This is a genomic window from Ligilactobacillus faecis (assembly GCF_029889745.1).
In the GTDB taxonomy this organism is placed as follows: Bacteria; Bacillota; Bacilli; order Lactobacillales; family Lactobacillaceae; genus Ligilactobacillus; species Ligilactobacillus faecis.
The window spans coordinates 1,236,665-1,261,633 of record NZ_CP123639.1 but is presented as its reverse complement, the minus strand read 5'-3'; the positions used below and the strand labels follow the sequence as shown (position 1 = coordinate 1,261,633).

Here is a 24,969-nt window from a genome sequence, read left to right as displayed (position 1 = left end):
AAAGCGCTTTTTTATCGTCTTGGAAAATCTTCAAAAAAACCGTAAAATTGTGATTTATCCGAATAGTCTGCTCTATACCTACTATTTAGACCTGCCTTTTTAGCAACATCACTTAGCTTTACCAAAAGCTTTCCATCTTCACCTAAAAAGCGGATCCGGTTATTAAAACCGACCATATATATATATTTGACAAGCCGATCGACTAGATATTCAGGATATTCTTCTTGATCGATCTTTTTATAGACTTGTCTCAATACATCTAAAATATCTAATAATCCTGAACTTTTTTCTGGACGTTCTGCTAAACTGTTGTACAATTCGTGAATTACTTCTTTTACGTAATTTACATTAACTTTTTCTGTCATTTTATTTCCCCCTCAAAACTCTTCTTTTCAGACAACTGTGCTCTTTCACAGATCGCACGCAGATCATCGCGCGAAGTTTGCGTGCTTGAAGATGGTATGATACTATCCGATATATTTTCCACCTCTGGAAAAACAGTTCTCGAATCGATCCCTAACATCTTTAAATCACGCTTAAGATCTGACAAGTAAGTTTTTCCATGAAATCTAGGATCGTATCGATACTTTTGCCATCACAGTTTCCCTTCTTTTTTACATAGCTTAACATTTCAGTATCTAAATGAATAGTGTCTACATCGTGATATATTTTCCTGATCTTTTCGCAAGCACGACAAAATTTCCAGATCTCTTTCAGATCCATAAAGTTCGTTGCTAAGTTCCAACATGCTTTAATTATTTATTGAGTAAACTACTATTTTGATAAAAAAGCGCCCTTTACTAGGACGCTTCAGAATGTAGACTAAGTCATCAGAGTATGTGCTCTGGTGACTTTTTTTGTATAATTAAAGAAAACGGTTACGGAGGTGCTCATTATGCTTCACAAAAGTGATCCCAATCTCAAACGCTGTGAATATGCTCGTACTTCTCTAGATGATTTGGTCCCAAAAGATCATTTACTCCGTAAAATTGATCAAATTATTGATTTCTCTTTTATTTATGATCTTGTCGAAGATTCCTATTGTAAAAATAATGGTCGTCCTAGTCTTGACCCTGTACTACTCATAAAGATTCCTTTGATCCAAAATCTATTTGGTATTCGTTCTATGCGTCAAACGATCAAAGAAATTCAAGTTAATGTCGCTTATCGATGGTTTCTAGGACTAGGTTTAAATGATCCTGTTCCTCATTTCTCTACCTACGGTAAAAATTATAAAAGAAGATTTGCTGAAAGCCATGTAATAGAAGCTATTTTTGCTCATATTTTGAAACTCTGTTTAGAAAATGATCTTATCGACACAACTGATATCTTTATTGATGGAACTCATTTGAAAGCTGCTGCTAACAGCCGTAAATATACTACTGAAGTTATTGAAACTAAGTCAAAATTTATGAGTGAAGATCTCGAAAAAGAAATAAATGTAGATAGAGCTAAACATCAAAAGAAACCCTTAAAAGAAGAAAAACCTAAAAAAAAACTAGACAAGTAAAAATATCTAAAACTGATCCTGATAGTGGATGGTTTCATAAGGGTGAACACAAACAGGTTTTTGCCTATAACGTTCAAGCTGCCTGTGATAAAAATGGGTGGCTCTTAGCTTATGTGGTCGGTGCGGGAAATATCCATGATACGCAACTTTTTCCTGAAATATTTGAAAAAGTACGGAAGTACGACCCACAATATATTATCGCTGATTCTGGCTATAAAACACCCACGATCGCACACTTTTTACTATCTCAAGGCATAATTCCCATTCTTCCTTATAAACGCCCAAGGGGCAAAGTTGGTACGCTTAGACCCAAAGATTTTGTTTATGATGAATATTATGATTGTTATTTATGTCCTGGCGATCAAATCTTAATGTACTCCACAACTAATCGAAGTGGTTATCGTGAATATAAAAGTGATCCTACAATCTGTGAAAAATGTCCTTTACTGCACAAATGTACACAAAGTAAAAATCATCAAAGAGTTATCGCTCGTCATGTTTGGCAAGATAGTATGGAAAAATGTGAGGATATCAGGCATCAAACTGGCTCAAAATTAAAGTATGAAGCGCGAAAGGAGACGATCGAAAGAAATTTTGGTTCGGCAAAAGAATATCACAACTTGAGATACGCCCGAGAAGTAGGAATTGATAAAATTCTAGCTAAAGTTGGGTTGATATTTGCGTGCCTAAATCTAAAAAAATTGGTAAAAATACTGGGGAAAAACCCTGTTATATTCGTATATTTCAAAGTATATAGTTATAAAAATACATAAAAAAATAAACTCTATCCGATTTGAATAGAGTTTGTCTACGTTCTGAAGCGCCCTTTACTAGGACGCTTAAATTATCGCTAAAGAACTGTTTCGATCGCCAATGCAACGCCATCGTGATCATTGTCAGCAGTGATCTGATCGGCGATCTCTTTGACGGCTGGGATACCATTTTCCATCGCCACTCCTAATTTGGCAAATTCAAGCATCGACAGATCGTTTTCTTCATCCCCGATCGCCATGACATTTTCGCGTGTGATCTTTAAGATCTCACACAGTTTTACAAGTGCACTGCCTTTATTGACACCTTTTGCATAGGCTTCATAATAAAAACTAGCTGTTTTCATCAGATCTAAACGCTCGCTTAGCGGAGCAAAATATTCACGTTTTGCGATCGCAGGGTCTAAAATCGCAGCATCTTCCACAAACATTGCTTTGACTAAGGGCACGTCACGCAATTCATCTGGAGTACGGTATGAGATCCCCATCGAAACGAGATTGGCTTCATAAAGCGTGTAGTAACCAAGGTCTTTATTACAGGTATAGATCCGATCGGTACTGATCGCATGAAAATGCAGTTGCAATTTACGTGCGATCGCTTCTAGATCGACAAAATCATCGTAAGTGATCCCTTTTTGGAAAAGCGTCTTGCCACTTGTCGTTTCAACGACTGCCCCACCAAAGCAAACAACATATTGGTCATCTTGATCGTCTAGACCTAGTTGTTGTAGTAACGGTTTGACCCCTGGCAATGGGCGTCCCGTGCATAAAACGACTTTGATCCCTTTTTCCTTTGCTTGTCTGATCGTTTGGATCACTTTTTTTGTTAATTTTCCTTGCGAATCAACTAATGTGCCATCGATATCGATCGCTATCAGCTTAATATCCATAAATAACATCCTACTTTCTGCTTTCTAACACTTATCATTTTACAATAAAGCGCTATCAATTGACACAGATATCCCTGTGACTAAGTCTGGCAGACTTCTAGTCAACTTTTGTTTACTTTGTATCCTTTTGAGAAAATTGTCGTAACTTCAAATTTAAAGTATGCAAACTTGATCAGTAACCAAAAACGACTAAGAGCTCCCAGTCGTTTTTATCATTCAGTTTCTTCTGGATAATAGTCGTTTTGTGCCTCGCTTGCTTCTTCAAGCTCTTGTTGCGCTTTTTCGATACTTTCACTTTCTTTTTTGAGTCGTTCGCTCATTTTTTGTGAAGCTTGGACTTGTTCTTGTTGCACCGCTTCAAAGTAGCGCAATGTCTGTCCGATCGGATCAAATTTATACAAAATAAAGGCAAATAAGCCTAAAACACAGATGATATAGATCAAGATCCCGTTGATCCAATTCCTGCGTCGGCGCTTGCGAAAATTAATAATAGCTTTCCCGTGACGTTTTGCTTGATCATAATCGTAGCGCCCAACATAGCCAAAGTATAATGATAATGTCCATTTTCAAATAACCTTTCTAAAGAGCTTTATCTTGAACACAATTTATCAGCTATGCCTTATTTAACACTGACTACCGCGATATAGCGCAGTTCTTTACCGACTTTATTAAAGAATTTATACATCTTCATAAATTGCGGACGATTTTCTTTTTTCAGCCCACGACGCGCGATCTTAAGAGCTCCAAACAAGCCTTCATCGCGGATCATCCCCGCTGGTGACATCAAAGTCATCTTCCCGTAAGTCGCTTGCACACTCGAAAAACCAGCTCGTAAAAAGAGTTTTTGCCACTGCTCAACGTGTAACGGCTCGACATGAACATTGATCGTTTGGCTCAACTGCTGTAATTTAGCCTCTGTTTGTTGTGCTGTATACGAAACATCATGGGTCAAAAGCCGCCCACCTGGTTTTAAAACTCTAAAATACTCTTTGATCGCTTTTTCTTTAGCCTTTCCCTGAAGCATCGTCAACATCGCTTCGTTGACGACGATATCAAATGAATTATCTGGAAAAGATAGCTTTAAAGCATTGCCTTGTTGCACGTGGATCTTTTCAGTCAAGCCAGCTTTTTTGATGTTTTGTTCAGCTTTTTTTAAAGCTTCTTTATCCATATCGACACCAATGATCTGACAACCGTAAGTCTGTGCTAATTCGATCGAAGTCGTGCACATATTGCATGCGACCTCTAAAACTTTACTCTCTTTGGAAAAGCCACCGTGTGCGATCAACCAATCAGTAGCTTTGATCCCACCTGGGCGCAAACGTTTTTTGCCTAAGCGCGCTAAGAAGTGATGTCCGATCTCTTTTTTAGCCATGTACCTATCGCCTTTCTATCTCTGCAGTCTTTTTAATGAAAATATATCTATTGATTCCATTTTATGCTAGCTCATGAGATCAAATCAACACTCAACCGTTTTCGGATAAAATATGGCAAACAAACATCCCATAAGCCAAAGACTTATGGGACGATCTTATGCTAACAATAGGCGTAAGCGCAAAAGTAAAACAAGTAGCGTCAGTAGTAAAAGCACTCCAAAACTTATGGATAAGCTCAGCTGCTCTTTAGTTGGGCGTTGCCAAAAACGATAATTTGCTTGACGCTGATAGAAGTAGATCAACAAAATTCCCAAGAAATTCAAGCTCACCCCCTGTTGGATCAAAGCTAAACTTAAATATAGTGGGCGTTCACTCGGTGCGATCCGCCACAGTCCTGCTGCCAAAAGAACATTGATCCCTGCCATAAGGACTCCTAAAGCTAGTTCAGGGAATGTTTTTAATAACATGCTCAGCTCTTTTCCTTGCTCAGCAGCGCGTAAAAAGAGATAACTAAACAGGATGTGATATGATTCCCCTAGAGTGGACACGGAAATAATAAAGATTCTGTGATCACTCTAGGGGGATTTTTTATGTCTAGAAGAACTACTAAACATACACTTGAAGAAAGATACCAGGCAGTCTCCGAGTATCTTAGTGGACAATATAGTAAGTACTTTATCTGCCGGAAATATACCATTTCTAAAAATACATTTGATAATTGGATCAGAAAATACAAAGCTGGCGGTTTAGATGGCTTAAAAGAGTCTAGAACCTGGAAAGAATATTCAGTTGAATTAAAAACAACTGCGGTTCTAGAATATTTAGAAAATGGACGTTCACCAAAGAAAATTTGTGATAAATACAATATTTCGAGTGTTTCGGTTTTACGTAAATGGATCAACTTGTATACTAATGGAAAAGGCTTTAAAGCTACCATTGGAGGTCGTAATAGAATGAAACATGGACGTAAAACTACTTTTAAGGAACGGCTCGAAATAGTTCAGTATACACTTGCTAATAATAAGAATTATCACAAAGCGATCGATAAATATAATGTTTCTTATTCCCAAGTCTATAATTGGGTCAAAAAGTTTGAAGTAGATGGCGAAAAGGCATTATACGATAATCGTGGTAAAACAGTTAAAGATCGTGATTATAAGACTCTTTCTGAAACTGAGCGTCTCAAGCTTGAGATCCTACGTTTGAAAGAACGTAATAAATATCTAGAAGCAGAAAATATCGTTTTAAAAAAATTGGACGAACTCGAAAGGAGGAGATAAGCTTTATACCTAAAAATCTGCGTTTTAAAGCTATTCAGGAAGTTCTTAAAGAGTTTCCACAAATTGAACTCTGGATCCTTTGTGCGATCTTAAATGTATCGCGCTCAGGGTATTATCGTTATTTAACTGCTCCAAAATCACAATGTACTTTGGAAAATGAATGGTTAAGTGAGATCATAAAAAAAGAATTTCATGCTTTAAATGGAATTTACGGTTCTAGAAGAATGACTCTTCTTATCAATCGAAAGTATCAAAAACAATATAACTTCAAACGTATTCGTCGCTTAATGAGAGTCCTTGGTTTATATTCAGTAATTCGTCGCAAACGCCGAGGTTGTACTCGTTCAGAACATTTAAACTACGAAGAAAATACTTTAGGTCGTGATTTTTCCGCTACTAGACCTAATCAAAAGTGGGTGACTGATGTCACTTATTTAGAATATGGCTTAGGACAAAAAGCTTATTTAAGTGCGATCAAAGATCTATACGATGGATCTATCATAAGTTTTGAAATTAGTAAAAGAAATGATAATCGGCTTGTCATGAAGACTTTAGAAAAAGCATTCACGCATTTAAATGAAGCTAATCTACTTCTTCACAGTGATCGTGGATTTCAATATACTTCAAAGGAATATCTTCGGTTGACCTCAAGGCATGGTGTTACAAGAAGTATGTCTCGAGTGGGGAAATGTATCGATAACGCACCAATGGAAAGTTTTTGGAGTCATTTCAAGACAGAATGTTATTATTGGCTAAAATGTGAAACATATGGAGAACTTGTAGAAATGATCGAAAACTATATCAAGTTCTACAATACCCAACGTTACCAAATAAAACTAAACAGCCTGACTCCAGAAGAATACCGGAATCAGGCTGCCTAGAATTTTAATTATTTAGTTGTTCACTTGACGGGTCTCAGATCAATGATACTCGTTGTGACCCAATAACCTAACAAAAGTTTGTGCAAAAATTCTGGGCGCTTAAAAGTTCTTGTGAGCATTTGTTCCACCTCATTTCTCTAACATCGATTCTGTCAACTTACGGAAAATATAATCGACGACTACGGCTAATGCAACTAACGACTCGACTTTCTTTTCTTTGAAGACGGAAAAAGGTGTTACTTTGTAGTGGAGCGCAAAGTCAGAGTGGTTAGCAAAAGTATTTTCTCCAAAACGTGTGATACTCATCACAGGGACATTTTTTAACGTCCACATAAAGAGATTTTCTTTGATATTTTCAGTCTCACCACTGAGCGAAGCAATGATCACGACATCATCTTTTGTGATCATCTCCATCGCCATATCTAGTTCTGTCTTATTCGGGATCGTCAAAGCGCGTTTCCCTAACTGTAAAAGATTTTTAGCAAATTCATCTAACGCTTTTCGCTGAGCAAAACCTGTCCCGTAACAATAGATCGTGCTCGCATTGCGCAGATGATCCGTCAGTGCTTCCCATTCGACATGTTCTAGCCCTTTGATCGTCTGAATGATGTCGGCTAACTGCAACTCAGAAAACATCTCTGTCGGTGCCTTTTCTTTTTTGACGCTAGCTTTTAAAAAATATTTAAATTCTGAAAAGCCAGCAAAACCCAATTTGCGTACAAGTCGCAAGATCGTCGATTTCGAAGTATAGGTCGCTTTCGCCAGATCTGTGATACTGATCTGACTAACAACTTCCTTATTATTTAACACATAACGTAAGATGACTTTATCCAGATCGCCGAGCTTTTTCTGATGATCTGTGATCAATTCCTCAAGTGTCATGCTTTTTCCCCCGATCATTAAGACTATGCTAAATTATAGCATAAGACTAACGATCGTCTAAAGTTATCTTAACTAAGCTCAGGCCAAAACTCTTTATTGGCTTCGATCAAGTCGTCTAAGATCTGTTTAGCAACTCTTGCATTTGGAATGATCTTTGAAAGTGTCAAAGCTTGCCATAATTTTTGGTAAGAATGTTCTGCCCAAGCTTCAACGACTAATTTTTCAACTGCAACTTGTTGTTCCATCAAGCCTTTTTGGAAACGAGGGATCGGTCCTTGAACGAGGGGTTCAGGACCATTTTTCCCCACGATACATGGAACTTCGACCATCGCAGTTGGCTCAAAATTGCTCAACGCCCCATTATTTTCCACGATCAGTAACATCCGTTCGTGAGTGTTATAGGCGATCGCCCGAGCAAGATCAACGATATAACTTGCATGTTCATCGACTTCTAAACTCGTCTCAGCCGCGGTTTGTTTAGCTACGATCTTTTCGCATTCACCAAAAACATGTTTTTCGCGTCCATCCATCACTTCGTTAGCTCGCGTATAGTTTGGATCGGCATGTTCAACTTCATCTTGCGAATAAAGATAGTATTTCAAATACGTATTTGGCAAAGTCGTTGGGTCGACTGCGTAAACTTCACGTGCTTTGGCAAATGTATGCATCCAACTTGGATCAGTATGTTGTGAACTTTCATCTTCAAGTTCTTCTTTCAATGAATAACCATATTGCGCGACATGTTCTTTGATCTGTGGCATCAGATCATTACCAGCATGATCGTAAATACCAGTCCACCAACCAAAGTGGTTTAGACCATAGTAACGCACTTCCATCTCTTTGCGGGATTTAAGCCCGATCGCATGTGCCATGCGCTCTTCGATCCCGACTGGCATATCACAAATATTGATGATCTTAGCTTGTGGGCGTAATTTACGCGTAGCTTCAGCCACGATCGCAGCTGGATTTGAGTAGTTGAGCATCCAAGCATCTGGCGAATATTTTTCCATATGATCGATCAACTCTAAGACACCACCGATCGAACGCATCCCGTATGCGATCCCACCAGGGCCACAAGTCTCTTGCCCGATGACGCCATATTTAAGCGGGATCTTTTCATCTTTTTCACGCATCGCATAGAGCCCGACCCGAATATGCGCCATTACAAAATCGACATCGCTAAAAGCGGTTTCAGGATCAGTCGTCGCTACAAACTTGATCTCAGGCGCTTTTTCTTTTAAGATGATCTCGCATGCATCAGCGATGACTTTTTGTCTAGAAGCTAAATTATCATAAAATTTGATCTGGCGGATCGGAAACTTATCAAGATTTTCCAGTAACATCAAAACGATCCCCGGAGTAAATGTACTCCCACCACCAGCGATCACGATCGAAAATTTCTTATCCATTTTTTATTCCTCCATTATCCATTGATCTTCATTAATTCTTCAAACTGTTCTTTGACTTGTGGAACATCTAAACCAACAATAACTTGTAAAGCATTACCTTTTCTTACCACTCCGTGAGCTCCGCCAGCTTTAAACGCTGCATCAGATCCAACTAAACTTGGATCTTTGACCGTCAAACGTAACCGTGTCGCACAGTTGTTCACCTTCTCGACATTGTCTTTTCCGCCGACCGCTTCAAGATAGATCGCTGCTTGCTTTCGATACTGCGCATTTGGACTTTGAGCTTGACTTTGACTAGCTGGCGCTTTTCCAGCTTGTTTATCTTTATAATCTTGTTTGGAATAAAGTTTGATATCTGCTTCTTGATCTAAGTCACGTCCTGGCGTCATGATATTGAATTTTTCGATCAAGAATTTAAAGACAACAAACCAGATAAGCGTAAAGATCAAACCGATCACGATATGGGTCACGACCATCCCAGCGTGATTTGAAAAAACTGGGATCCAATTTCTAGTCAAGAGATCGATCAAGCCTCCCCCCATATCACCAACGACTCCAAAGGTATAAAGCGTCGCTGCTAAAGTCGCCGCTAAGACAGCGTGGATCGCAAACAACGGTGGTGATAAGAACAAGAAAGTAAATTCAAGTGGCTCGGTGATCCCCGATAAGACAGCCGTCAAAGTAACAGGGATCAGCATCGAAAGCACTTTTTTCCGATTTTCAGGCCGAGCGGTGAAATAAAAGGCCGCTGCGATCCCAGGAGCACCGAAAACTTTTGAATTCCCATGTAAGGCAAAGCCACCTTCTGGGAAAAGAGTTTTCAAGGCTTTCGTTGAATGTGAAAATTCATTTAAGTGTGCAAACCAATACTGCGTGATCCCTCCTTCGACGACAGCTGGTCCAAAAACAAATGGTGTATACACAAAGTGATGTAGTCCAGTCGGGATCAAGATCCGTTCTAAGAAAGTATAGATCCAAACGCCAACGACACCTGAAGTTGCTAAAAGCGCTTGTAAAGACCCGATCCCCAATTGGACCTTTGGCCAGATAAAACAAGTCAATAAAGCAACCGGCAACATCAAGAAGAAACCTAACACGACAACATAAGACGATCCTTGAAAGATCCCTAAGAAATCTGGCAATTTCTTTTCAAAATAGCGATTGTGTAAATACACGACTAGCGCTGAGATAAAGATCGCACCGATGATCCCGGTATCTAACGTTTTGATCCCTGCGATCAACTTTAGGCCACTGTCTCCACCAGCTGCTTGCTTGAAATTAACGCCAAAACTTGACCCTGATAATTGCAACATCGTATTGATGAAATAATTGAAGGTCAAATACGTCACAACTGCTTCCATGACCGCGCGTGCATTCGCTGTTTTAGCTAACCCGATCGGTAACCCTATCACAAACAAAAGCTCCATATTATTGAAAACAGTCCACGAACCATTTTCAACGATCTTCCAAAAGTTATACCAGAGCGTTCCCTTAGTTGCGAGAGTGCCAACTAATAACGGGTTAGTCAAAACGATCGCGATCGAGACCATGATCCCTGCAAAAGAAAAGAGTAACACGGGTGTAAACATCGCTCCCCCAAAGCGTTGGATCTTCTCCATCATTTAAACTCACTACCTTTCCTAAAAAGCTTTAACTCCTTTGACACTCTAAGCATAGCATTTAATGTATTCGCTTTCAGCATTTTTTAGAAAAGTGAGACTTCCTTTCAAGTAGGAGAACAAAGTTTCAACTGCTGGGAATTTTCCCACAAAAAAAGGCAGCGTCTACCACACTACCTTAGATATATTGATCTGCCTCATTTCTTTGATCTGTTCGCTCACTTTATGAAGCTAGTATATAGCAGAAATTTTCCTAAAAAAGTTACTTCTCATTTATGACAGCATATGTGAAACGTATATTCAAAAAATTTTCCTGCGAAAGCATGGCGCCTTGGAAAAACTTATCTTCATTATCGTAAATCTCAGATAAGTTATCACAGCTCTTTTTTGAGCGCCTGAGCCTGATCGCTTCTATCAAGGCGGGACACAAAAAAATACTTCCCACAAAGTACTTTGTAGGAAGTATCTACCAGTCTCTCTTGTTTGACAGAGACTCTCTTTATTATTAACGAGTTGAGTAGTTTGGAGCTTCTTTGGTGATCTGTACATCGTGTGGATGTGATTCACGTAGACCTGCACCTGTGATCTGCACAAATTGTGCGTTATCATTCAATTCTTTCAAGTTAGCAGCTCCAACATAACCCATACCAGCGCGAAGACCACCATCCATTTGATAGACGATATCAGCAACGCTACCTTTATAAGCTACGCGACCTTCGATCCCTTCTGGCACAAGCTTATTAGCTTCATTGACAGCACTTTGGAAGTAGCGGTCAGAAGAACCATGAGTTGAGTCCATCGCACCTAAACTCCCCATACCACGATATGTCTTGAAGCGCCGACCTTCATAAATGATCGTTTCACCTGGAGCTTCATCTGTTCCAGCTAACATCGAACCTAACATGACAGCATTCCCACCAGCTGCGATCGCCTTAACGATCTCACCTGAATATTTGATCCCACCATCGGCGATGATCGTTTTGCCGTATTCACGTGCGACACTAGCTGCATCATAGATCGCTGTCAATTGAGGTACCCCGACCCCAGCCACGATCCGTGTCGTACAGATCGAACCTGGTCCGATACCAACTTTAACGACATCAACGCCCACATCAAACAAAGCTCGTGTTGCTTCTGCTGTAGCTACATTACCAGCGATCAACGTTGCCTCTGGGAAATGTTCGCGGATCTCTTTGATCTTGCGGATAACACCAGCTGAGTGACCATGAGCTGTATCGATCACTAAAGCATCCGCTCCAGCTTCTAATAATGCTGTTGCCCGTTCAAACGTATCACTTGTTACCCCAACAGCAGCAGCAACTAATAAACGTCCATGTTCATCTTTAGCTGAATCAGGAAATTCAACGACTTTTTCGATATCTTTGATCGTGATCAGCCCTGTCAATTGCCCTACTTCATTTACGATCGGTAATTTTTCGATCTTATGTTGTTGTAAGATCGCCTCAGCTTTTTCTAAAGAAGTTCCTTCTGGAGCTGTGATCAAGTTTGTTTTTGTCATAACTGAACCGATCTCAACACTGCGATCAGAGACAAAGCGAAGGTCACGGTTGGTAATGATCCCACAGAATTTACGACTATCCAATGATTCAACGATCGGAACACCGCTGATCCGATATTTACTCATCAAGCCTTCTGCTTCAGCCACACTGTGTGTTGGTGTCAAGAAGAACGGATCAATGATCACACCGCTTTCTGAGCGTTTGACTTTGTTGACTTCATCAGCTTGGCGTTCGATCGACATATTCTTGTGGATGACCCCTAAGCCCCCTTGACGAGCCATAGCGATCGCCATCGAAGATTCTGTCACCGTATCCATACCAGCACTGATGATTGGGATATTCAACTTAAGATTCTTAGCTAACTGCACGCTAAGATCTACCTCATTTGGCAAAATATTACTTTCTGCCGGAATCAATAAGACGTCATCAAACGTCAAGCCTTTTTTATCAAATTTTGTATCCCAATTGGACATCGTAGACTCTCCTTTATTTTGAAATATGATATTGTCTTATAATTTACAAAAAAATCTTTACGATTGCAACCCTTTGACTCATTATTTTGGGGAAAAATCTTTAATTTTATAAAAATCGTTTTCTAATATTCGTGATCACTGCGATCTTGACTTTGATGTTCAGCTGCTTTTAATTCAGCTTGGAGCCATAACGGCAATGGCTTTTCAAAGCATAACTTCATGCTGACTGCTTTACGTTTCTTTCCGTTTTTGAGCAACTCTTCTTCTTGGACCGACTTAGGATCGATCGTTGCTTGCCCAACATAATAAAATTCCGCTTGAAAGGCATCCGTTGGTTTGATAAATAGCGGAAGTTGCACTTTTGCCCGCCCTTGCTCATCTTGTGCTAAAAGCTCTTGAACTTCTTTAGAAGCCAAGGAACGGGGACTCCGCGTATACCACTTGATCTGTTCATTATTAGTGATCTCATTTTGATAACCATGCTTTAGTGTCTGCGGTCGATAAGTGATAAAGATCGGACAAACATCTGCGACCACGCGATAACCATACAGTGGGGCGCTGATGTCTTTACGCCAATCAAGTAAACGACAGACATCCTTACGCGTATACTTTTGATACAATGTGAAGCGTCGCTCGCTTGCATATTCAGCACTCAAAGCAAGACCTGTTTTGATGATATCTATAAAATGCGTTTTAAAAAGTTCTAGCTGTAAAAAGTTACGTACAGTTTCATTAAACATATAAGTCGCATCTTTTACAACGATCAGTGGCTCTTTTCCGTAAAGATCTTGCCGAAGTGTTTTCCCTGCTTTGACTGCAAAAAAGCGTAAAGATAAGATCTCTTGCACTGAAGCGAGCACTTGTTCATCACAATAACAGTTATTTTGCCTTAAAAGCTGCCTAAATTCTGTTTGCGAAAGACTATTTTTAGCTAGGAGCGCTTCTAGCAAAAGTAATTCATGCTTTCTTTTCCCATTCAGAAGTTCGTTTTCCAAAAAATATAAATATTGCTCAGCTTTTTTCGGAAGCGCCGCAACGACTTTTAAACGTTTCAATAAAGCGTAATATCCATTTAAATTTTGATTTTGCGTAAAGATCTGCGGATCAAGCTCATTTTCTTGATAGAAATCATAACGCCATGGAGTCCGACCTAATTTCTTTTTCAAGCGCTCATAGCTTTGACGCAGGCGTTTGAGCGCATCAAGTTTAGTGCTAGCGATCGCTTCAAAGATCCGTTGACGCGAGATCAGATCAAAATTGATCGTTGCCAAGTGATAGACGACTGTCTTTTTCAGATCTGCTAACAACCGATCTTTATTTAAAAAACGGTCATTTGTCAAAGCTTGTGGGATCAAATAGTTATTTTTATAATTACCGATAAAGTCCAACACGAGAACACTTTCTTTTTGAGGAAAACGTCGCAACCCGCGTCCTAATTGCTGGGCAAAAACGATCTTTGACTGCGTATTACGCAATAAGACCACTTGATCGACACAAGGGATATCGATCCCTTCATTGAAAATATCAACTGTGATCAAATACTTAAGTTGTCCAGCTTCTAATTTTTGGACGGCTTTTTTTCTAGCACTTGAACTATCATTATTAGTCAACGCTAAACTCGGATAGCCTTGAGCAGAGAATGCCTTGGCCAGCGCTTTGGCCTCATCTTGTCGACTACAAAAAACAAGGCCTCCACGACTTGTCTCGTTTCCATAGTAAGCAAGCTGTTTTAAAATATGCTTGACTCGCTCTGGGGCAGTCAATTGGCTCAAAGTCGCCTTTTCAGACACTGTCTCCCCTAAAAATTCGTAATCAGTGACTCCGATATAATCAAAGGGACACAACATTTCTTCTGCAAGGGCGTCTTCTAAACTGATCTCGTAAGCGATCTGATGATCAAAAGCTTGATAAACATCAAAATCATCCATACGTTCTGGTGTTGCTGTCATCCCTAGCCAAAAAGCTGGCTCAAAGTGAGCCATCAAGCGTTGATAACTAGCTGCTCCAACGTGATGGGCTTCATCAACTAAAATATAATCAAACTCATCGGCAGCAAATTGCGCTAAATTTTCAGGACGCGCTAATGCTTGGATCGTTGCAAATACATACTTCGTCTTTTTTTCATGCTGTCCTCCACCATAGATTCCATAATCAAAACGAGCTCCCCCTAAAACCTTTTGAAAACTCTCCAACGTCTTGTGTAAGATCTGTTCGCGGTGAACGACATATAAAAAGCGTTTTGGAGCATAATTTTTAACATCAAAAGCACCTAAATAAGTCTTCCCAGTTCCAGTCGCTGAGATGATCAAAGCTTTTTTGGCCTTTTCTTTTGTACGCAAAATTTGGAGTTTTTTCAAAGCTTCGGTCTGCATTTTATTTGGCGCCAGTTTGCTTGGTCGCTGTTTTGGCCTTTGGATCACTGGAGCTACGTAATTTTTGCGATAATTTGTAATAAAAGTCTGATCGAGCACAAGCGCTTCTTGTTCAAAGTTCGCTAACTGGGTAAAGATCTCTTGGGCCAACCGTCCTTTAGTTTGACTCGAGATCTTTAGGTTCAATTCACTATTTTTCAATAATGCCTGGCGGGTAAAATTTGAACTCCCGATATACGCTGTTTGATGATCTTTATGCCAAAAGAAGTAACCTTTAGCATGGAAGCCTGGGGTCTGAACGATCTTGACTGTCACATTTGGCAGTTTCAATAATTCCGTAAACATTTCAGGCGTATTAAAACCTAAATAGTCCGAGGTCAAGATCGTCCCGTGCACGCCTTTTTGGGATAATTGCGCTAATGTTATTTTTAACGCAACTAACATCTCGCTTGTGATAAACGCAGGCGCTAACACAAATTTTTGACAGGTCAAAAGTTCTTGCTGTAAATATTCCCACACAGTCTCGGTCGCATTATTAGTGATCAATTTAGGGCCATAATTATCGTTAGCCTCATACTGCTCGCTATCGATCAGTCCTGCTAAAAGTGCTTCTTTTAAAGCTTCATTTTCCATTTGAGATCACCTTTTCTAGATCAGTTTGTTTGATCAATTCCAGTGCTTCTTTAGAAGCTTCGAGCCATTTTACTTCAGCTAACTCAGTCGGTTTGAGCCACCGATATTCGCTAGCTGCGACTAAGTGTAAATTTTTTGTCAAAAGTTTTGTCCAAAAAAAGTCGATCGTCAATTCTCCATAAGGCATTTGATAAGTACGCTTTACAGGTAAACGTCCATAGACCTGACACTCATCGCCCAGCTCTTCTTTGACTTCACGCTTACAAGCTTCTTTTGCCGTCTCGCCCAATTCGACTTTTCCGCCTGGAAACTCCCAAAAGCCTCCACCGAGACGCTCTTTTTTACGTTTAGCTGCTAAGATCTTTCCTTCAGAAACGATCACTGCTGCGGCCACTTGCTTCATTTTTTTCCTCCTCGATCTAAAATAGCTCGTCTTTGAACTTATTTTACCTCATCGTTTATTCTTTTTACTAGTAAAAAATAAGTGCTCAAGTTGACTTGAACACTTATCTGACACTATTTTGTTTCTTCTGTTTGAGCTTGATTCTTGACTTCGAGCCATTCGATATAATTGCGGCTAAAGTCAGTGACTTTGATCTCTAAGTCGCCTAACGTCACAACTGCTCCAAGTTTGATCTTGTAATTTTCTAAGAGATATCCAGCGATCGTGACACTTTCAGCCTCTTGAAAATCTTTGATCGAAACATTGAAGTAACGTTCAAAATCATACAATGTCGTCTTCCCTGAGACCCGATAAGTTCCATCATGATTATCGACGATATCTTCTTCGATCACATCATCAGCTTCATCACGAACTGTTCCAAAGAGTTCTTCATAAATATCACGGTCAGTTACGATCCCACTAGTGCCCCCATATTCATCAAGGACGACAACGATCGGGGTCTGCTTTTGGATCATACTTTGTAATAATTTCTGGATCGGAGTTACTTCAGGTACCGTGATGATCGTCCGCATCAACTTACTGATCCGAACTGAATCATCAACTTGTGCTTGACGGATCATGTCGTAGATATAAACGTAACCTAAGATCTTATCTTTGTCATTGTTAGCCACGACTGGATAACGAGTATATTTTTTATCTAAATACTTATTGATCACATCCCGGACCGTATCGGTGATATCGACCACTTCTAAACTCGTCCGATCGATCATGATATCTTTGGCAACTTTATCATTGAATTCAAAAGCCCGTTGCATATAGACAAAATCATCTTTATCGATCGCCCCACCAGTTACCGCATTCCGTGAAATATTCAAGATCTCATTTTGTGACAAAACATCTTGCCCCTCGCCAGCTGGTTTTAAGCCAACTAAGCGCACGATCCCTGAAGCTGAAGCATTCAATAACCAGACAAACGGATAAAAGGCAACATGAAAATAATGTAACGGTGTGACGATAAACATCATCACTTTAAGGGGCATATCGATACTGATGTTTTTAGGTACGATCTCAGTTACGACCACTTCAAGGTAAGTCAAGATCACGACCCCTAAAACAGCACTGATCGCAACAGTCGTCGCATGATTGATCGGCATAAAACCTAAAAGATCAGTCAAGATCTTTGTCAAAGTATCAGCCCCGATCCACCCTAAAATGATCCCTGTTGTTGAGATCCCGACTTGGGTCGTTGAAAGATACTCATTCATATTCGTGACCATCTTTAAGGCTAACTTGAGCTTACGCTTATTACCGTTTCCTGCTTCAAGTGCACTTTCGATCGCACTTTTGCGGACCGAGACGATCGCAAATTCAGCCGCCACAAAAAAGGCTGCAAAATAAAAAACAACTAAAATGATGATCAGATTGGTTAACGCCTGACCACTAGACATATATTTCCATCCCCATTTCAAAAATTAAACTTAGGTTTCTTATCTATAATAATATCATCTTTTGTCTAAAAGAAAAAATATTCCCAGTAAAAACAAAAAAGACTAGGATCGTCCTAGCCTTTTTCTACTTATTTTGTGCTTTTAGCAGGTAAAACAGCACCGTCAAATTCTTTTTCGATCCATTTTTGTGTTGATTTAGATTGAAGTGCTTTGACTAATTTTTTGATCGCTGTTTTGTTCTTATCGCCTTTACGTACCGCAATGATGTTGACGTATGGTGAAGATTTCTTTTCTAGAGCGATCGCAGTTTTAGCAGGATTGATCCCAGCTTGTACAGCATAGTTAGCATTGATCACTGTAGCATCGGCTTCATTTGATTCATAAAGTTTTGGCATCAATTTAGCTTCAAAGGTATGCTTGAATTGAATATTTTTCTTATTTGTTTTGATATCATCAAAAGTTGCATTTGTCAGATCAGTACCTTTTTTCAAAGTGATCAGACCTGCATCTTTAAAGATCTGTAAGACCCGACCGTAATCAGCGACATTGCTTGAAACATAAACTGTAGCATTTTTCGGGAGATCTTTTAGGTTTTTATATTTCTTTGAATAAACACCGATCGGTTCAAGGTGAACACCACCAGCATTGATCAAAGTCCCATTGTTCTTTTTGTTCCAGTTTGTCAAAAATGGTGTATGTTGGAAATAGTTTGCATCTAATTCTTTATTAGCTAAAGCTTTGTTTGGCAAAATGTAGTCGTTGAAAACTTTGATCTTTAAATCGATCCCTTCTTTTTTCAACTCAGGTTTGACATGTTCTAAAATTTTAGCATGTGGTGAAGAAGAAGCTCCCACCGTCAATGTTGTATCTGCTTGGGCACGTTGACTAAAAAGCGCGCCCCCAAAAACTACTGCTGCTGTGGCTAAAGTAGCCCCTAAGATCTTTTTAAAATTTTTCATGATAATTCCTCCTTTTAAATTTTAACGTTTATCTAATGCTTTAACAGAACGATCACCGATAAATTGGAAAATAAAGACGATCACGACGATCACTGCTGTTGCAACTAAAGTTATCGCGTTGTTATACGATTGGAACCCGTCTGTATAAGCTAACTGACCTAAGCCCCCAGCACCGATCGCTCCTGCCATCGCGGTATAACCGATCAAAGAGATCGCCGTGACTGTGATCCCAGAAACTAAGGCTGGTAAGCTTTCAGGGATCAAAACTTTGTAGACGATCTGCCATTTAGTCGCGCCCATCGCTTCAGCTGCCTCTAAAACTCCACCATCGATCTCGTGGAAAGCCAATTCGACTAACCGAGCGTAAAACGGAGCCGCTGAGATAACAAGCGAAGGGATCGCCGCCTTAGCTCCAGTGATCGCACCAACGATCACTTGTGTTACTGGTAAAAGTAAAACGATCAAAATGATGAATGGGATCGAACGAAAGACATTTACAAATAAGGCCACGATCCAGTTCAAGCCGCGTACAGCTAAACTTTGACTATCAGATGTCTCATATAACAATAGTCCTAACAGTAACCCTAAGACCGCCACGATCACGACTGAAACGACTGTCATCCAGATCGTCTCCCACGTCGCTGCCCACATGTTTGGCCAGTTGACGGTACTAAAATCGAAATATGAAGCTAAGCCTTGTTCATTCATGTTCGATCACCTTCGCTTCCACTTGAAATTCTTCTACGAGCGTTAATGCTTCCTTGATCTGTTCTTTTGGTCCGACAAATTGAACGAAGAGCGAACCGATCGTTCCTTTATCAGCTAATTGATGGATATTTCCCTCCAAAATACTGATCTCTAATTCAGGAAATCTTTTACTTAATTCATTGACGACTGGACGTTCAACTTCTTGCCCATGAAATTTTAATTCTACTAATTTACCTTCAGGATTCTTTTTCAACAAGTTAGCCACAACTTGTTGAACATCAGCTGTTTGTTTAGGATCAACTTCAGCACTGACAAAGCGCTTTGTCAATTCTTGTTGTGGATGGGTAAAAACTTTTGAAACAGGTCCTTCTTCGATGACTTGCCCAGCTTCCATCACAGCTACCTTATCTGCTAAACGGCGGATCACATGCATCTCATGCGTGATGATCACGATCGTCAATTGTAGTTTTTGGTTGATCTCGTCGAGAAGATCTAAAACTTCATCCGTTGTTTGGGGATCTAGCGCACTTGTTGCTTCATCTGAGATCAAGATATCGGGATCATTGGCTAAAGCACGAGCGATCCCGACGCGTTGTTTTTGTCCGCCTGACAATTGAGCTGGATAGGCATGGATGCGATCACCTAGTCCCACTAGTTGGGCCAAATGGGTAGCTTTTTTACGTCGCGTGACTTTATCGACTCCAAGTAATTCCAAGGGGAACTCGATATTTTCAAGCACTGTTCGAGACCATAAAAGATTAAAATGTTGAAAAATGATCCCGATCTTTTTGCGTTGTTCCCGCAATGCTTTCCCTTTTAAATTGTCGGTCCGCGTTCCATTGATGATGACTTCACCACTTGTTGGGACTTCTAAACCACTTAACATGCGGACCAAGGTACTTTTCCCAGCACCTGAGAACCCAACTATCCCAAAAACTTCACCTGCTTTGATCGACAGATCGACATTTTTTACAGCAGTGACTTGTCCTTCAGCTGTTGCAAATGTTTTTGAGATATTTTTAAATTCAATCATTTGACCACTACTTTCTATGATTTATTTGATATTAGAGCAAAAAAAAAGCTTTCATCCTACAAAGGACGAAAACTCGCGGTACCACCTTATTTTCCTATTTTTTCTCAAAAATAGGCTCATCAACTACTACCTCAATGACAGTAGTCTCAAATTATATCGCATTAAAACGGACCGCAAGCTTGCACCAACAATCAAACTCCGAGCTCATCTTCACTGGTTTTTTCGATCCTCTTTTTCAGCTCCCAGAGGTCTCTGTTAAATCTACTCCGACACAGCTACTCTTCTCATCAACGTTTTTTAGTTATTCATTTATTGTTGTTTTGATATTATCGTTAATTATCTCATTTGTCAATACAGTTTTTTAATTTTTCAAAAATTTTTCTAGCCAATCAGTTCAAAAATCCTTTATTTTCAAGATTTTATCACAAAATAAAAAATGATAATTATTAATTTTCAAAAAGAAAAAAATTTATTAACTAAAAAAACAAGATGATCTTTAAGTCCTCACCTTGTTTTTTAGCATTCTTTTTTAAACAGCCGGCGTTTTGGCGGCATTATTTTCTTGGATCGTTTTTAAACTTTCAGCAACTGCGATCAAAACCGCTTCTTGTCCCTGTCCCGCCGCAAAATCTTTAGCAGGACAGATCTGCATGATATGTAAACCAGAAGCATTTAATGCAGGTGATACGACGACTAGATAAACATTAACAGGAACTTCTTGTTCAGGATCATTGAAAAAATTGCTGACCCGATTGATATTTTCAAACGGTAAATTGATGATCCCCGTTTCCAAGCGGATATAGATCGGATCAGTCGTTGTTTCGAGCATCAACTCAGCTTGTTCTAACTGAGCTTCTTTGATCGCTTCACTTTCTTTTTCAATGATCGGGGCTAAACTCTCAGCTAGCCCGAACTTTTCCACTTGTTCAAGTTTAGCAACGATCGTATCTTTTTTGTACTTTTCTTCGGTGATCGCCGTAATAAAGTCGCTAACTTTGATCTCCATTTTCTCACATCCCATTTTGATCTTGACAACATTCTACACAAAAGTTGCGTAAATTACAAAAAATCCACTGGTCACTTTACTATAAATTTTTGTCCATGTCAAAAGTAAGCTTAGAAAGTTCTAAGCCAGACGTTACTAGCTCAGCGATCGCTTGCATCGTCTCTTTTTTCATCAAAGCAACTAATTCATGGTTTTTCTCAGTCAATAGATCAGTTAAAGCTTGCCCTGAAAGAACTTTAGCTTCTGCATCACTTTGAGCTAAAAAGGCATATTTAGCTTCTGTTAATTTTGTGAGGTAATCGATATTTTTCTGAGAAAAATGATCGTAATGAGCTTCAACGAGCATTGAAAGTGTGCGATACATCCAGTAAGCATCTTTGATATCATACTCAAGCGAAGTTTGACTATAGCTTGGATCAGTATCATCTGCATTCGTATAAAAGGGCACGTAAGGTGTAAATGATGGGATCCCTAAGCAGATCCACATCAAGGCTGCTTGCTCAGTTGGAACATCGTTTCTGATCTGTAAAATATGTGAATTTTGCGTACGGTTCAACGAGATCGGGCGAAAACGTGATTTATCAGCTTCACTCCCTGTTCCTAAAGGATCATATTGCGTTTCGTTATAGTGTGAAGCTAGGACATACTCTAGATCAGCTACACTCAATAAGCGATCAGCATGACAAATAAACGGTAACTCGCTTGAAGTTGGACCTAAGTCTTGTTTACCACTCAAATAGCGTTGACCGTACCAAACACGAGGTGTATTGTAGTGCCGATCTTTTTTAGTATCTGTCCCAAAGATCTTGCGAAAATCAAACCCTGAGCTGGCCGGATTCAAATGGTGTTTCTCAACAAATTCAGCTAGCCCTTCAGACCACATATAGTTTTCTGGATCATTAAAATCGATCTCTTGTTGTGCGACTTGATTGGCCGTGATCACATACGCATCATCTGGGATCCGAGTCGCTGCAAAATGATGACCTGTGACGATCTCCATATACCAAACTTCATCTTTATCGGCAAATAAGACCCCATTACCTTCAGGAGAACCATATTTTTGGATCAATTCACCTAAATAACGCACCCCTGCGCGCGCAGAATCTATGTACGGAGCGACTAAAGATTGGAGCGAATCTTCTGCGATCCCATCTTTGACATACGGATCATAGGCTAAAGCACGTGGTGAAGCATAGACCGACTCAGTTGCAGACATCGCAACATTTTTTTCATTGATCGAGCTTTCTCCAAAATAACCAAGACCAGAAACATCAACATTTGGTGTCATCGTTGTTCTTTGACCTGAAGTCGGTAAAGCGGCTTTAAAATTATTTTGCGTCGAAGCCCACACTCTTTTTTCATCCTGATAAGCTGATTGCATTATAAACCGCTGTGGTGTCAAAGGTAAAAACGTATCATCATTACGGGCGATCATTGTCGAACCATCGATCGTCGCCTTTTTCCCAACTAAGATCGAAGTACAAGCACTTTCATTCATCCTATCATTTCCTTTCATGAAAAAGAACTTTCGCTTCTAGTCTACACTTTAAGTTTTCTTTATGCCACTGACAAATGTCTCTAAAATTTGTATAATAAAAATAACTTAGCAAACAAAAGAAAGGTCTTTAGCATGAAACAACGTCGTTCCTATTTTTATCTTATCGCAGCACTGATCGTCATCATTTGTGGTGGCTATTTGATCTATCGTGTTGCTTTGCCACATGAGGCGACAACGGCTACCACGACTAAAGATAACAGTGTTTTAGTGACCGCAACTAAACAAAAGTCTCAAAACTCAACGTTGCGCACTCCGATCGATTGGCAAAAATCCTCAGAAACAAAGCCTTATCCAGACCTCAGCCAAGTCAAAGACTTTTGGATCAAAGTCGAACTTAAGAAAAATCGAACATATTTGATGTCTGGCGATAAAGTTATTTACACGATGTATTCTTCTGGTGGTGCTTACCACCGTGACAAAGAAACAGGAAAGACTATCAGCTATACACCAACAGGAACATTTTACATTGAACCCGAACGTGGTGCTTCTTTTTTCAACAATTCATTGAATGAAGGCGCAAATAACTGGATCTCTTGGAAAGATCACGGCATCTACCTATTCCATTCTGTTCCAACAGATGCTAATGGTGATTACAATGTAACAGAAGCAAAGAAGCTTGGCAAAACACCAGCTTCACACGGTTGTATCCGTCTCAGTGTTCCTGATTCAAAATGGATGAGTGAAAATCTACCGACTGGAACAAAAGTCGTAGTCAAAGATTAGACTAAAAAAAGCTTAGTGTGCACTAAGCTTCAGAACGTAGACAAACTCTATTCAAATCGGATAGAGTTTGTTTTTTTATGTATTTTTATAACTATATACTTTGAAATATACGAATATAACAGGGTTTTTCCCCAGTATTTTTACCAGTTTTTTTAGATTTAGGCACGCAAATATCAACCCGACTTTAGCTAGAATTTTATCAATTCCTACTTCTCGGGCGTATCTCAAGTTGTGATATTCTTTTGCCGAACCAAAATTTCTTTCGATCGTCTCCTTTCGCGCTTCATACTTTAATTTTGAGCCAGTTTGATGCCTGATATCCTCACATTTTTCCATACTATCTTGCCAAACATGACGAGCGATAACTCTTTGATGATTTTTACTTTGTGTACATTTGTGCAGTAAAGGACATTTTTCACAGATTGTAGGATCACTTTTATATTCACGATAACCACTTCGATTAGTTGTGGAGTACATTAAGATTTGATCGCCAGGACATAAATAACAATCATAATATTCATCATAAACAAAATCTTTGGGTCTAAGCGTACCAACTTTGCCCCTTGGGCGTTTATAAGGAAGAATGGGAATTATGCCTTGAGATAGTAAAAAGTGTGCGATCGTGGGTGTTTTATAGCCAGAATCAGCGATAATATATTGTGGGTCGTACTTCCGTACTTTTTCAAATATTTCAGGAAAAAGTTGCGTATCATGGATATTTCCCGCACCGACCACATAAGCTAAGAGCCACCCATTTTTATCACAGGCAGCTTGAACGTTATAGGCAAAAACCTGTTTGTGTTCACCCTTATGAAACCATCCACTATCAGGATCAGTTTTAGATATTTTTACTTGTCTAGTTTTTTTTTAGGTTTTTCTTCTTTTAAGGGTTTCTTTTGATGTTTAGCTCTATCTACATTTATTTCTTTTTCGAGATCTTCACTCATAAATTTTGACTTAGTTTCAATAACTTCAGTAGTATATTTACGGCTGTTAGCAGCAACTTTCAAATGAGTTCCATCAATAAAAATATCAGTTGTGTCGATAAGATCATTTTCTAAGCAGAGTTTCAAAATATGAGCAAAAATAGCTTCTATTACATGGCTTTCAGCAAATCTTCTTTTATAGTTTTTACCGTAAGTAGAGAAATGAGGGACAGGATCATTTAAACCTAGTCCTAGAAACCATCGATAAGCGACATTAACTTGAATTTCTTTGATCGTTTGACGCATAGAACGGATACCAAATAAATTTTGAATCAAAGGAATCTTTATGAGTAGTACAGGGTCAAGACTAGGACGACCGTTATTTTTACAATAGGAATCTTCGACAAGATCATAAATAAAAGAGAAATCAATAATTTGATCAATTTTACGGAGTAAATGATCTTTTGGGACCAAATCATCTAGAGAAGTACGAGCATATTCACGGCGTTTGAGATTGGGATCACTCTTGCGAAGCATGACAAATACCTCCGTAATCGTTTTCTTTAATTATACAAAAAAAGTCACCAGAG

Annotated in this window: 18 protein-coding genes and 3 pseudogenes; 3 read left to right on the top strand and 18 right to left on the bottom strand. The window is 39.4% G+C overall.

The features are described 5' to 3' along the window. Nucleotides 1-11 precede the first annotated feature (11 nt). Nucleotides 12-365, bottom strand: coding sequence for a bacteriocin immunity protein (locus QFX10_RS05920; protein ID WP_280605352.1), 354 nt, complete (start codon nucleotides 363-365; stop codon nucleotides 12-14). Between the two features lie 530 nt (nucleotides 366-895). On the opposite strand from QFX10_RS05920, the pseudogene QFX10_RS05915 reads away from it, so the two are divergent. Then, a pseudogene (locus tag QFX10_RS05915) lies at nucleotides 896-2,226 on the top strand (IS1182 family transposase); the annotation flags it as partial. A gap of 134 nt (nucleotides 2,227-2,360) precedes the next feature. On the opposite strand, the gene yidA reads toward QFX10_RS05915, so the two are convergent. From yidA to QFX10_RS05895, 4 genes are all read right to left on the bottom strand, one after another. Next, complete coding sequence (yidA, locus tag QFX10_RS05910; protein ID WP_280605351.1) at nucleotides 2,361-3,170, bottom strand: sugar-phosphatase; 810 nt, start codon at nucleotides 3,168-3,170, stop codon at nucleotides 2,361-2,363. A 212-nt stretch (nucleotides 3,171-3,382) separates the two neighbouring features. Further along, complete coding sequence (locus QFX10_RS05905) at nucleotides 3,383-3,613, bottom strand: hypothetical protein (RefSeq protein WP_280605350.1); 231 nt, start codon at nucleotides 3,611-3,613, stop codon at nucleotides 3,383-3,385. Between the two features lie 176 nt (nucleotides 3,614-3,789). After that, nucleotides 3,790-4,545 (bottom strand): class I SAM-dependent methyltransferase, encoded by a 756-nt coding sequence (locus QFX10_RS05900; RefSeq protein ID WP_280605349.1) that lies wholly within the window; start codon nucleotides 4,543-4,545, stop codon nucleotides 3,790-3,792. A gap of 156 nt (nucleotides 4,546-4,701) precedes the next feature. Next, nucleotides 4,702-5,013 carry a hypothetical protein gene (locus QFX10_RS05895; RefSeq protein WP_280605348.1) on the bottom strand — a complete coding sequence of 104 codons (312 nt, stop codon included), beginning with the start codon at nucleotides 5,011-5,013 and terminating at the stop codon, nucleotides 4,702-4,704. A gap of 123 nt (nucleotides 5,014-5,136) precedes the next feature. Between QFX10_RS05895 and QFX10_RS05890 the strand changes: the two are divergent. Beyond that, a pseudogene (locus QFX10_RS05890) lies at nucleotides 5,137-6,707 on the top strand (IS3 family transposase). Nucleotides 6,708-6,836: 129 nt separating this feature from the next. On the opposite strand, the gene QFX10_RS05885 reads toward QFX10_RS05890, so the two are convergent. The 12 genes from QFX10_RS05885 to QFX10_RS05830 all read right to left on the bottom strand — a co-directional run bounded on the left by QFX10_RS05885 (nucleotide 6,837) and on the right by QFX10_RS05830 (nucleotide 22,670). Beyond that, nucleotides 6,837-7,589 carry a MurR/RpiR family transcriptional regulator gene (locus QFX10_RS05885; protein ID WP_280605347.1) on the bottom strand — a complete coding sequence of 251 codons (753 nt, stop codon included), beginning with the start codon at nucleotides 7,587-7,589 and terminating at the stop codon, nucleotides 6,837-6,839. Between the two features lie 68 nt (nucleotides 7,590-7,657). Continuing rightward, entirely contained in the window at nucleotides 7,658-8,998 is a 1,341-nt protein-coding gene (locus QFX10_RS05880) for a 6-phospho-alpha-glucosidase (protein WP_280605346.1), read from the bottom strand. A gap of 14 nt (nucleotides 8,999-9,012) precedes the next feature. Next, on the bottom strand, nucleotides 9,013-10,620 hold the full coding sequence (locus QFX10_RS05875) for an alpha-glucoside-specific PTS transporter subunit IIBC (protein ID WP_280605345.1): 1,608 nt from the start codon (nucleotides 10,618-10,620) through the stop codon (nucleotides 9,013-9,015). Nucleotides 10,621-11,122: 502 nt separating this feature from the next. Next, the gene (gene guaB, locus QFX10_RS05870; protein ID WP_280605344.1) at nucleotides 11,123-12,610 is read right to left on the bottom strand and encodes an IMP dehydrogenase; all 1,488 of its coding nucleotides are present in this window, start codon (nucleotides 12,608-12,610) and stop codon (nucleotides 11,123-11,125) included. A 122-nt stretch (nucleotides 12,611-12,732) separates the two neighbouring features. Next, nucleotides 12,733-15,615, bottom strand: coding sequence for a DEAD/DEAH box helicase (locus tag QFX10_RS05865; protein WP_280605343.1), 2,883 nt, complete (start codon nucleotides 15,613-15,615; stop codon nucleotides 12,733-12,735). Beyond that, complete coding sequence (locus QFX10_RS05860; protein ID WP_280605342.1) at nucleotides 15,605-16,018, bottom strand: (deoxy)nucleoside triphosphate pyrophosphohydrolase; 414 nt, start codon at nucleotides 16,016-16,018, stop codon at nucleotides 15,605-15,607. Before QFX10_RS05860 ends, QFX10_RS05865 begins: the two co-directional genes overlap by 11 nt. Before the next feature lie 113 nt (nucleotides 16,019-16,131). Next, entirely contained in the window at nucleotides 16,132-17,466 is a 1,335-nt protein-coding gene (locus QFX10_RS05855) for a hemolysin family protein (protein WP_280605341.1), read from the bottom strand. Between the two features lie 128 nt (nucleotides 17,467-17,594). Further along, the gene (locus tag QFX10_RS05850; RefSeq protein WP_280605340.1) at nucleotides 17,595-18,425 is read right to left on the bottom strand and encodes a MetQ/NlpA family ABC transporter substrate-binding protein; all 831 of its coding nucleotides are present in this window, start codon (nucleotides 18,423-18,425) and stop codon (nucleotides 17,595-17,597) included. Between the two features lie 21 nt (nucleotides 18,426-18,446). Further along, nucleotides 18,447-19,133, bottom strand: a complete 687-nt coding sequence (locus tag QFX10_RS05845) for a methionine ABC transporter permease (RefSeq protein ID WP_280605339.1) — start codon at nucleotides 19,131-19,133, stop codon at nucleotides 18,447-18,449. Further along, nucleotides 19,126-20,166, bottom strand: coding sequence for a methionine ABC transporter ATP-binding protein (locus QFX10_RS05840; protein ID WP_280605338.1), 1,041 nt, complete (start codon nucleotides 20,164-20,166; stop codon nucleotides 19,126-19,128). The genes QFX10_RS05845 and QFX10_RS05840 overlap by 8 nt, the downstream gene beginning before the upstream one ends. A 529-nt stretch (nucleotides 20,167-20,695) precedes the next feature. After that, the gene (locus QFX10_RS05835; protein ID WP_280605337.1) at nucleotides 20,696-21,172 is read right to left on the bottom strand and encodes a hypothetical protein; all 477 of its coding nucleotides are present in this window, start codon (nucleotides 21,170-21,172) and stop codon (nucleotides 20,696-20,698) included. Nucleotides 21,173-21,251: 79 nt separating this feature from the next. Continuing rightward, nucleotides 21,252-22,670, bottom strand: coding sequence for a C69 family dipeptidase (locus QFX10_RS05830; protein ID WP_280605336.1), 1,419 nt, complete (start codon nucleotides 22,668-22,670; stop codon nucleotides 21,252-21,254). 132 nt (nucleotides 22,671-22,802) lie between these two features. Between QFX10_RS05830 and QFX10_RS05825 the strand changes: the two genes are divergently transcribed. After that, complete coding sequence (locus QFX10_RS05825; protein ID WP_280605335.1) at nucleotides 22,803-23,453, top strand: L,D-transpeptidase; 651 nt, start codon at nucleotides 22,803-22,805, stop codon at nucleotides 23,451-23,453. Between the two features lie 47 nt (nucleotides 23,454-23,500). Here QFX10_RS05825 and QFX10_RS05820 read toward each other — a convergent pair. Further along, a pseudogene (locus QFX10_RS05820) lies at nucleotides 23,501-24,916 on the bottom strand (IS1182 family transposase). Nucleotides 24,917-24,969: the final 53 nt, after the last annotated feature.

Coding starts and splice junctions, on each gene's coding strand:
- QFX10_RS05920 (WP_280605352.1), bottom strand. CDS start 365: ATGACAGAAAAAGTTAATGTAAATTACGTAAAAGAAGTAATTCACGAA.
- yidA (WP_280605351.1), bottom strand. CDS start 3,170: ATGGATATTAAGCTGATAGCGATCGATATCGATGGCACATTAGTTGAT.
- QFX10_RS05900 (WP_280605349.1), bottom strand. CDS start 4,545: ATGGCTAAAAAAGAGATCGGACATCACTTCTTAGCGCGCTTAGGCAAA.
- QFX10_RS05895 (WP_280605348.1), bottom strand. CDS start 5,013: ATGTTATTAAAAACATTCCCTGAACTAGCTTTAGGAGTCCTTATGGCA.
- QFX10_RS05885 (WP_280605347.1), bottom strand. CDS start 7,589: ATGACACTTGAGGAATTGATCACAGATCATCAGAAAAAGCTCGGCGAT.
- QFX10_RS05880 (WP_280605346.1), bottom strand. CDS start 8,998: ATGGATAAGAAATTTTCGATCGTGATCGCTGGTGGTGGGAGTACATTT.
- QFX10_RS05875 (WP_280605345.1), bottom strand. CDS start 10,620: ATGATGGAGAAGATCCAACGCTTTGGGGGAGCGATGTTTACACCCGTG.
- guaB (WP_280605344.1), bottom strand. CDS start 12,610: ATGTCCAATTGGGATACAAAATTTGATAAAAAAGGCTTGACGTTTGAT.
- QFX10_RS05865 (WP_280605343.1), bottom strand. CDS start 15,615: ATGGAAAATGAAGCTTTAAAAGAAGCACTTTTAGCAGGACTGATCGAT.
- QFX10_RS05860 (WP_280605342.1), bottom strand. CDS start 16,018: ATGAAGCAAGTGGCCGCAGCAGTGATCGTTTCTGAAGGAAAGATCTTA.
- QFX10_RS05855 (WP_280605341.1), bottom strand. CDS start 17,466: ATGTCTAGTGGTCAGGCGTTAACCAATCTGATCATCATTTTAGTTGTT.
- QFX10_RS05850 (WP_280605340.1), bottom strand. CDS start 18,425: ATGAAAAATTTTAAAAAGATCTTAGGGGCTACTTTAGCCACAGCAGCA.
- QFX10_RS05845 (WP_280605339.1), bottom strand. CDS start 19,133: ATGAATGAACAAGGCTTAGCTTCATATTTCGATTTTAGTACCGTCAAC.
- QFX10_RS05840 (WP_280605338.1), bottom strand. CDS start 20,166: ATGATTGAATTTAAAAATATCTCAAAAACATTTGCAACAGCTGAAGGA.
- QFX10_RS05835 (WP_280605337.1), bottom strand. CDS start 21,172: ATGGAGATCAAAGTTAGCGACTTTATTACGGCGATCACCGAAGAAAAG.
- QFX10_RS05830 (WP_280605336.1), bottom strand. CDS start 22,670: ATGAATGAAAGTGCTTGTACTTCGATCTTAGTTGGGAAAAAGGCGACG.
- QFX10_RS05825 (WP_280605335.1), top strand. CDS start 22,803: ATGAAACAACGTCGTTCCTATTTTTATCTTATCGCAGCACTGATCGTC.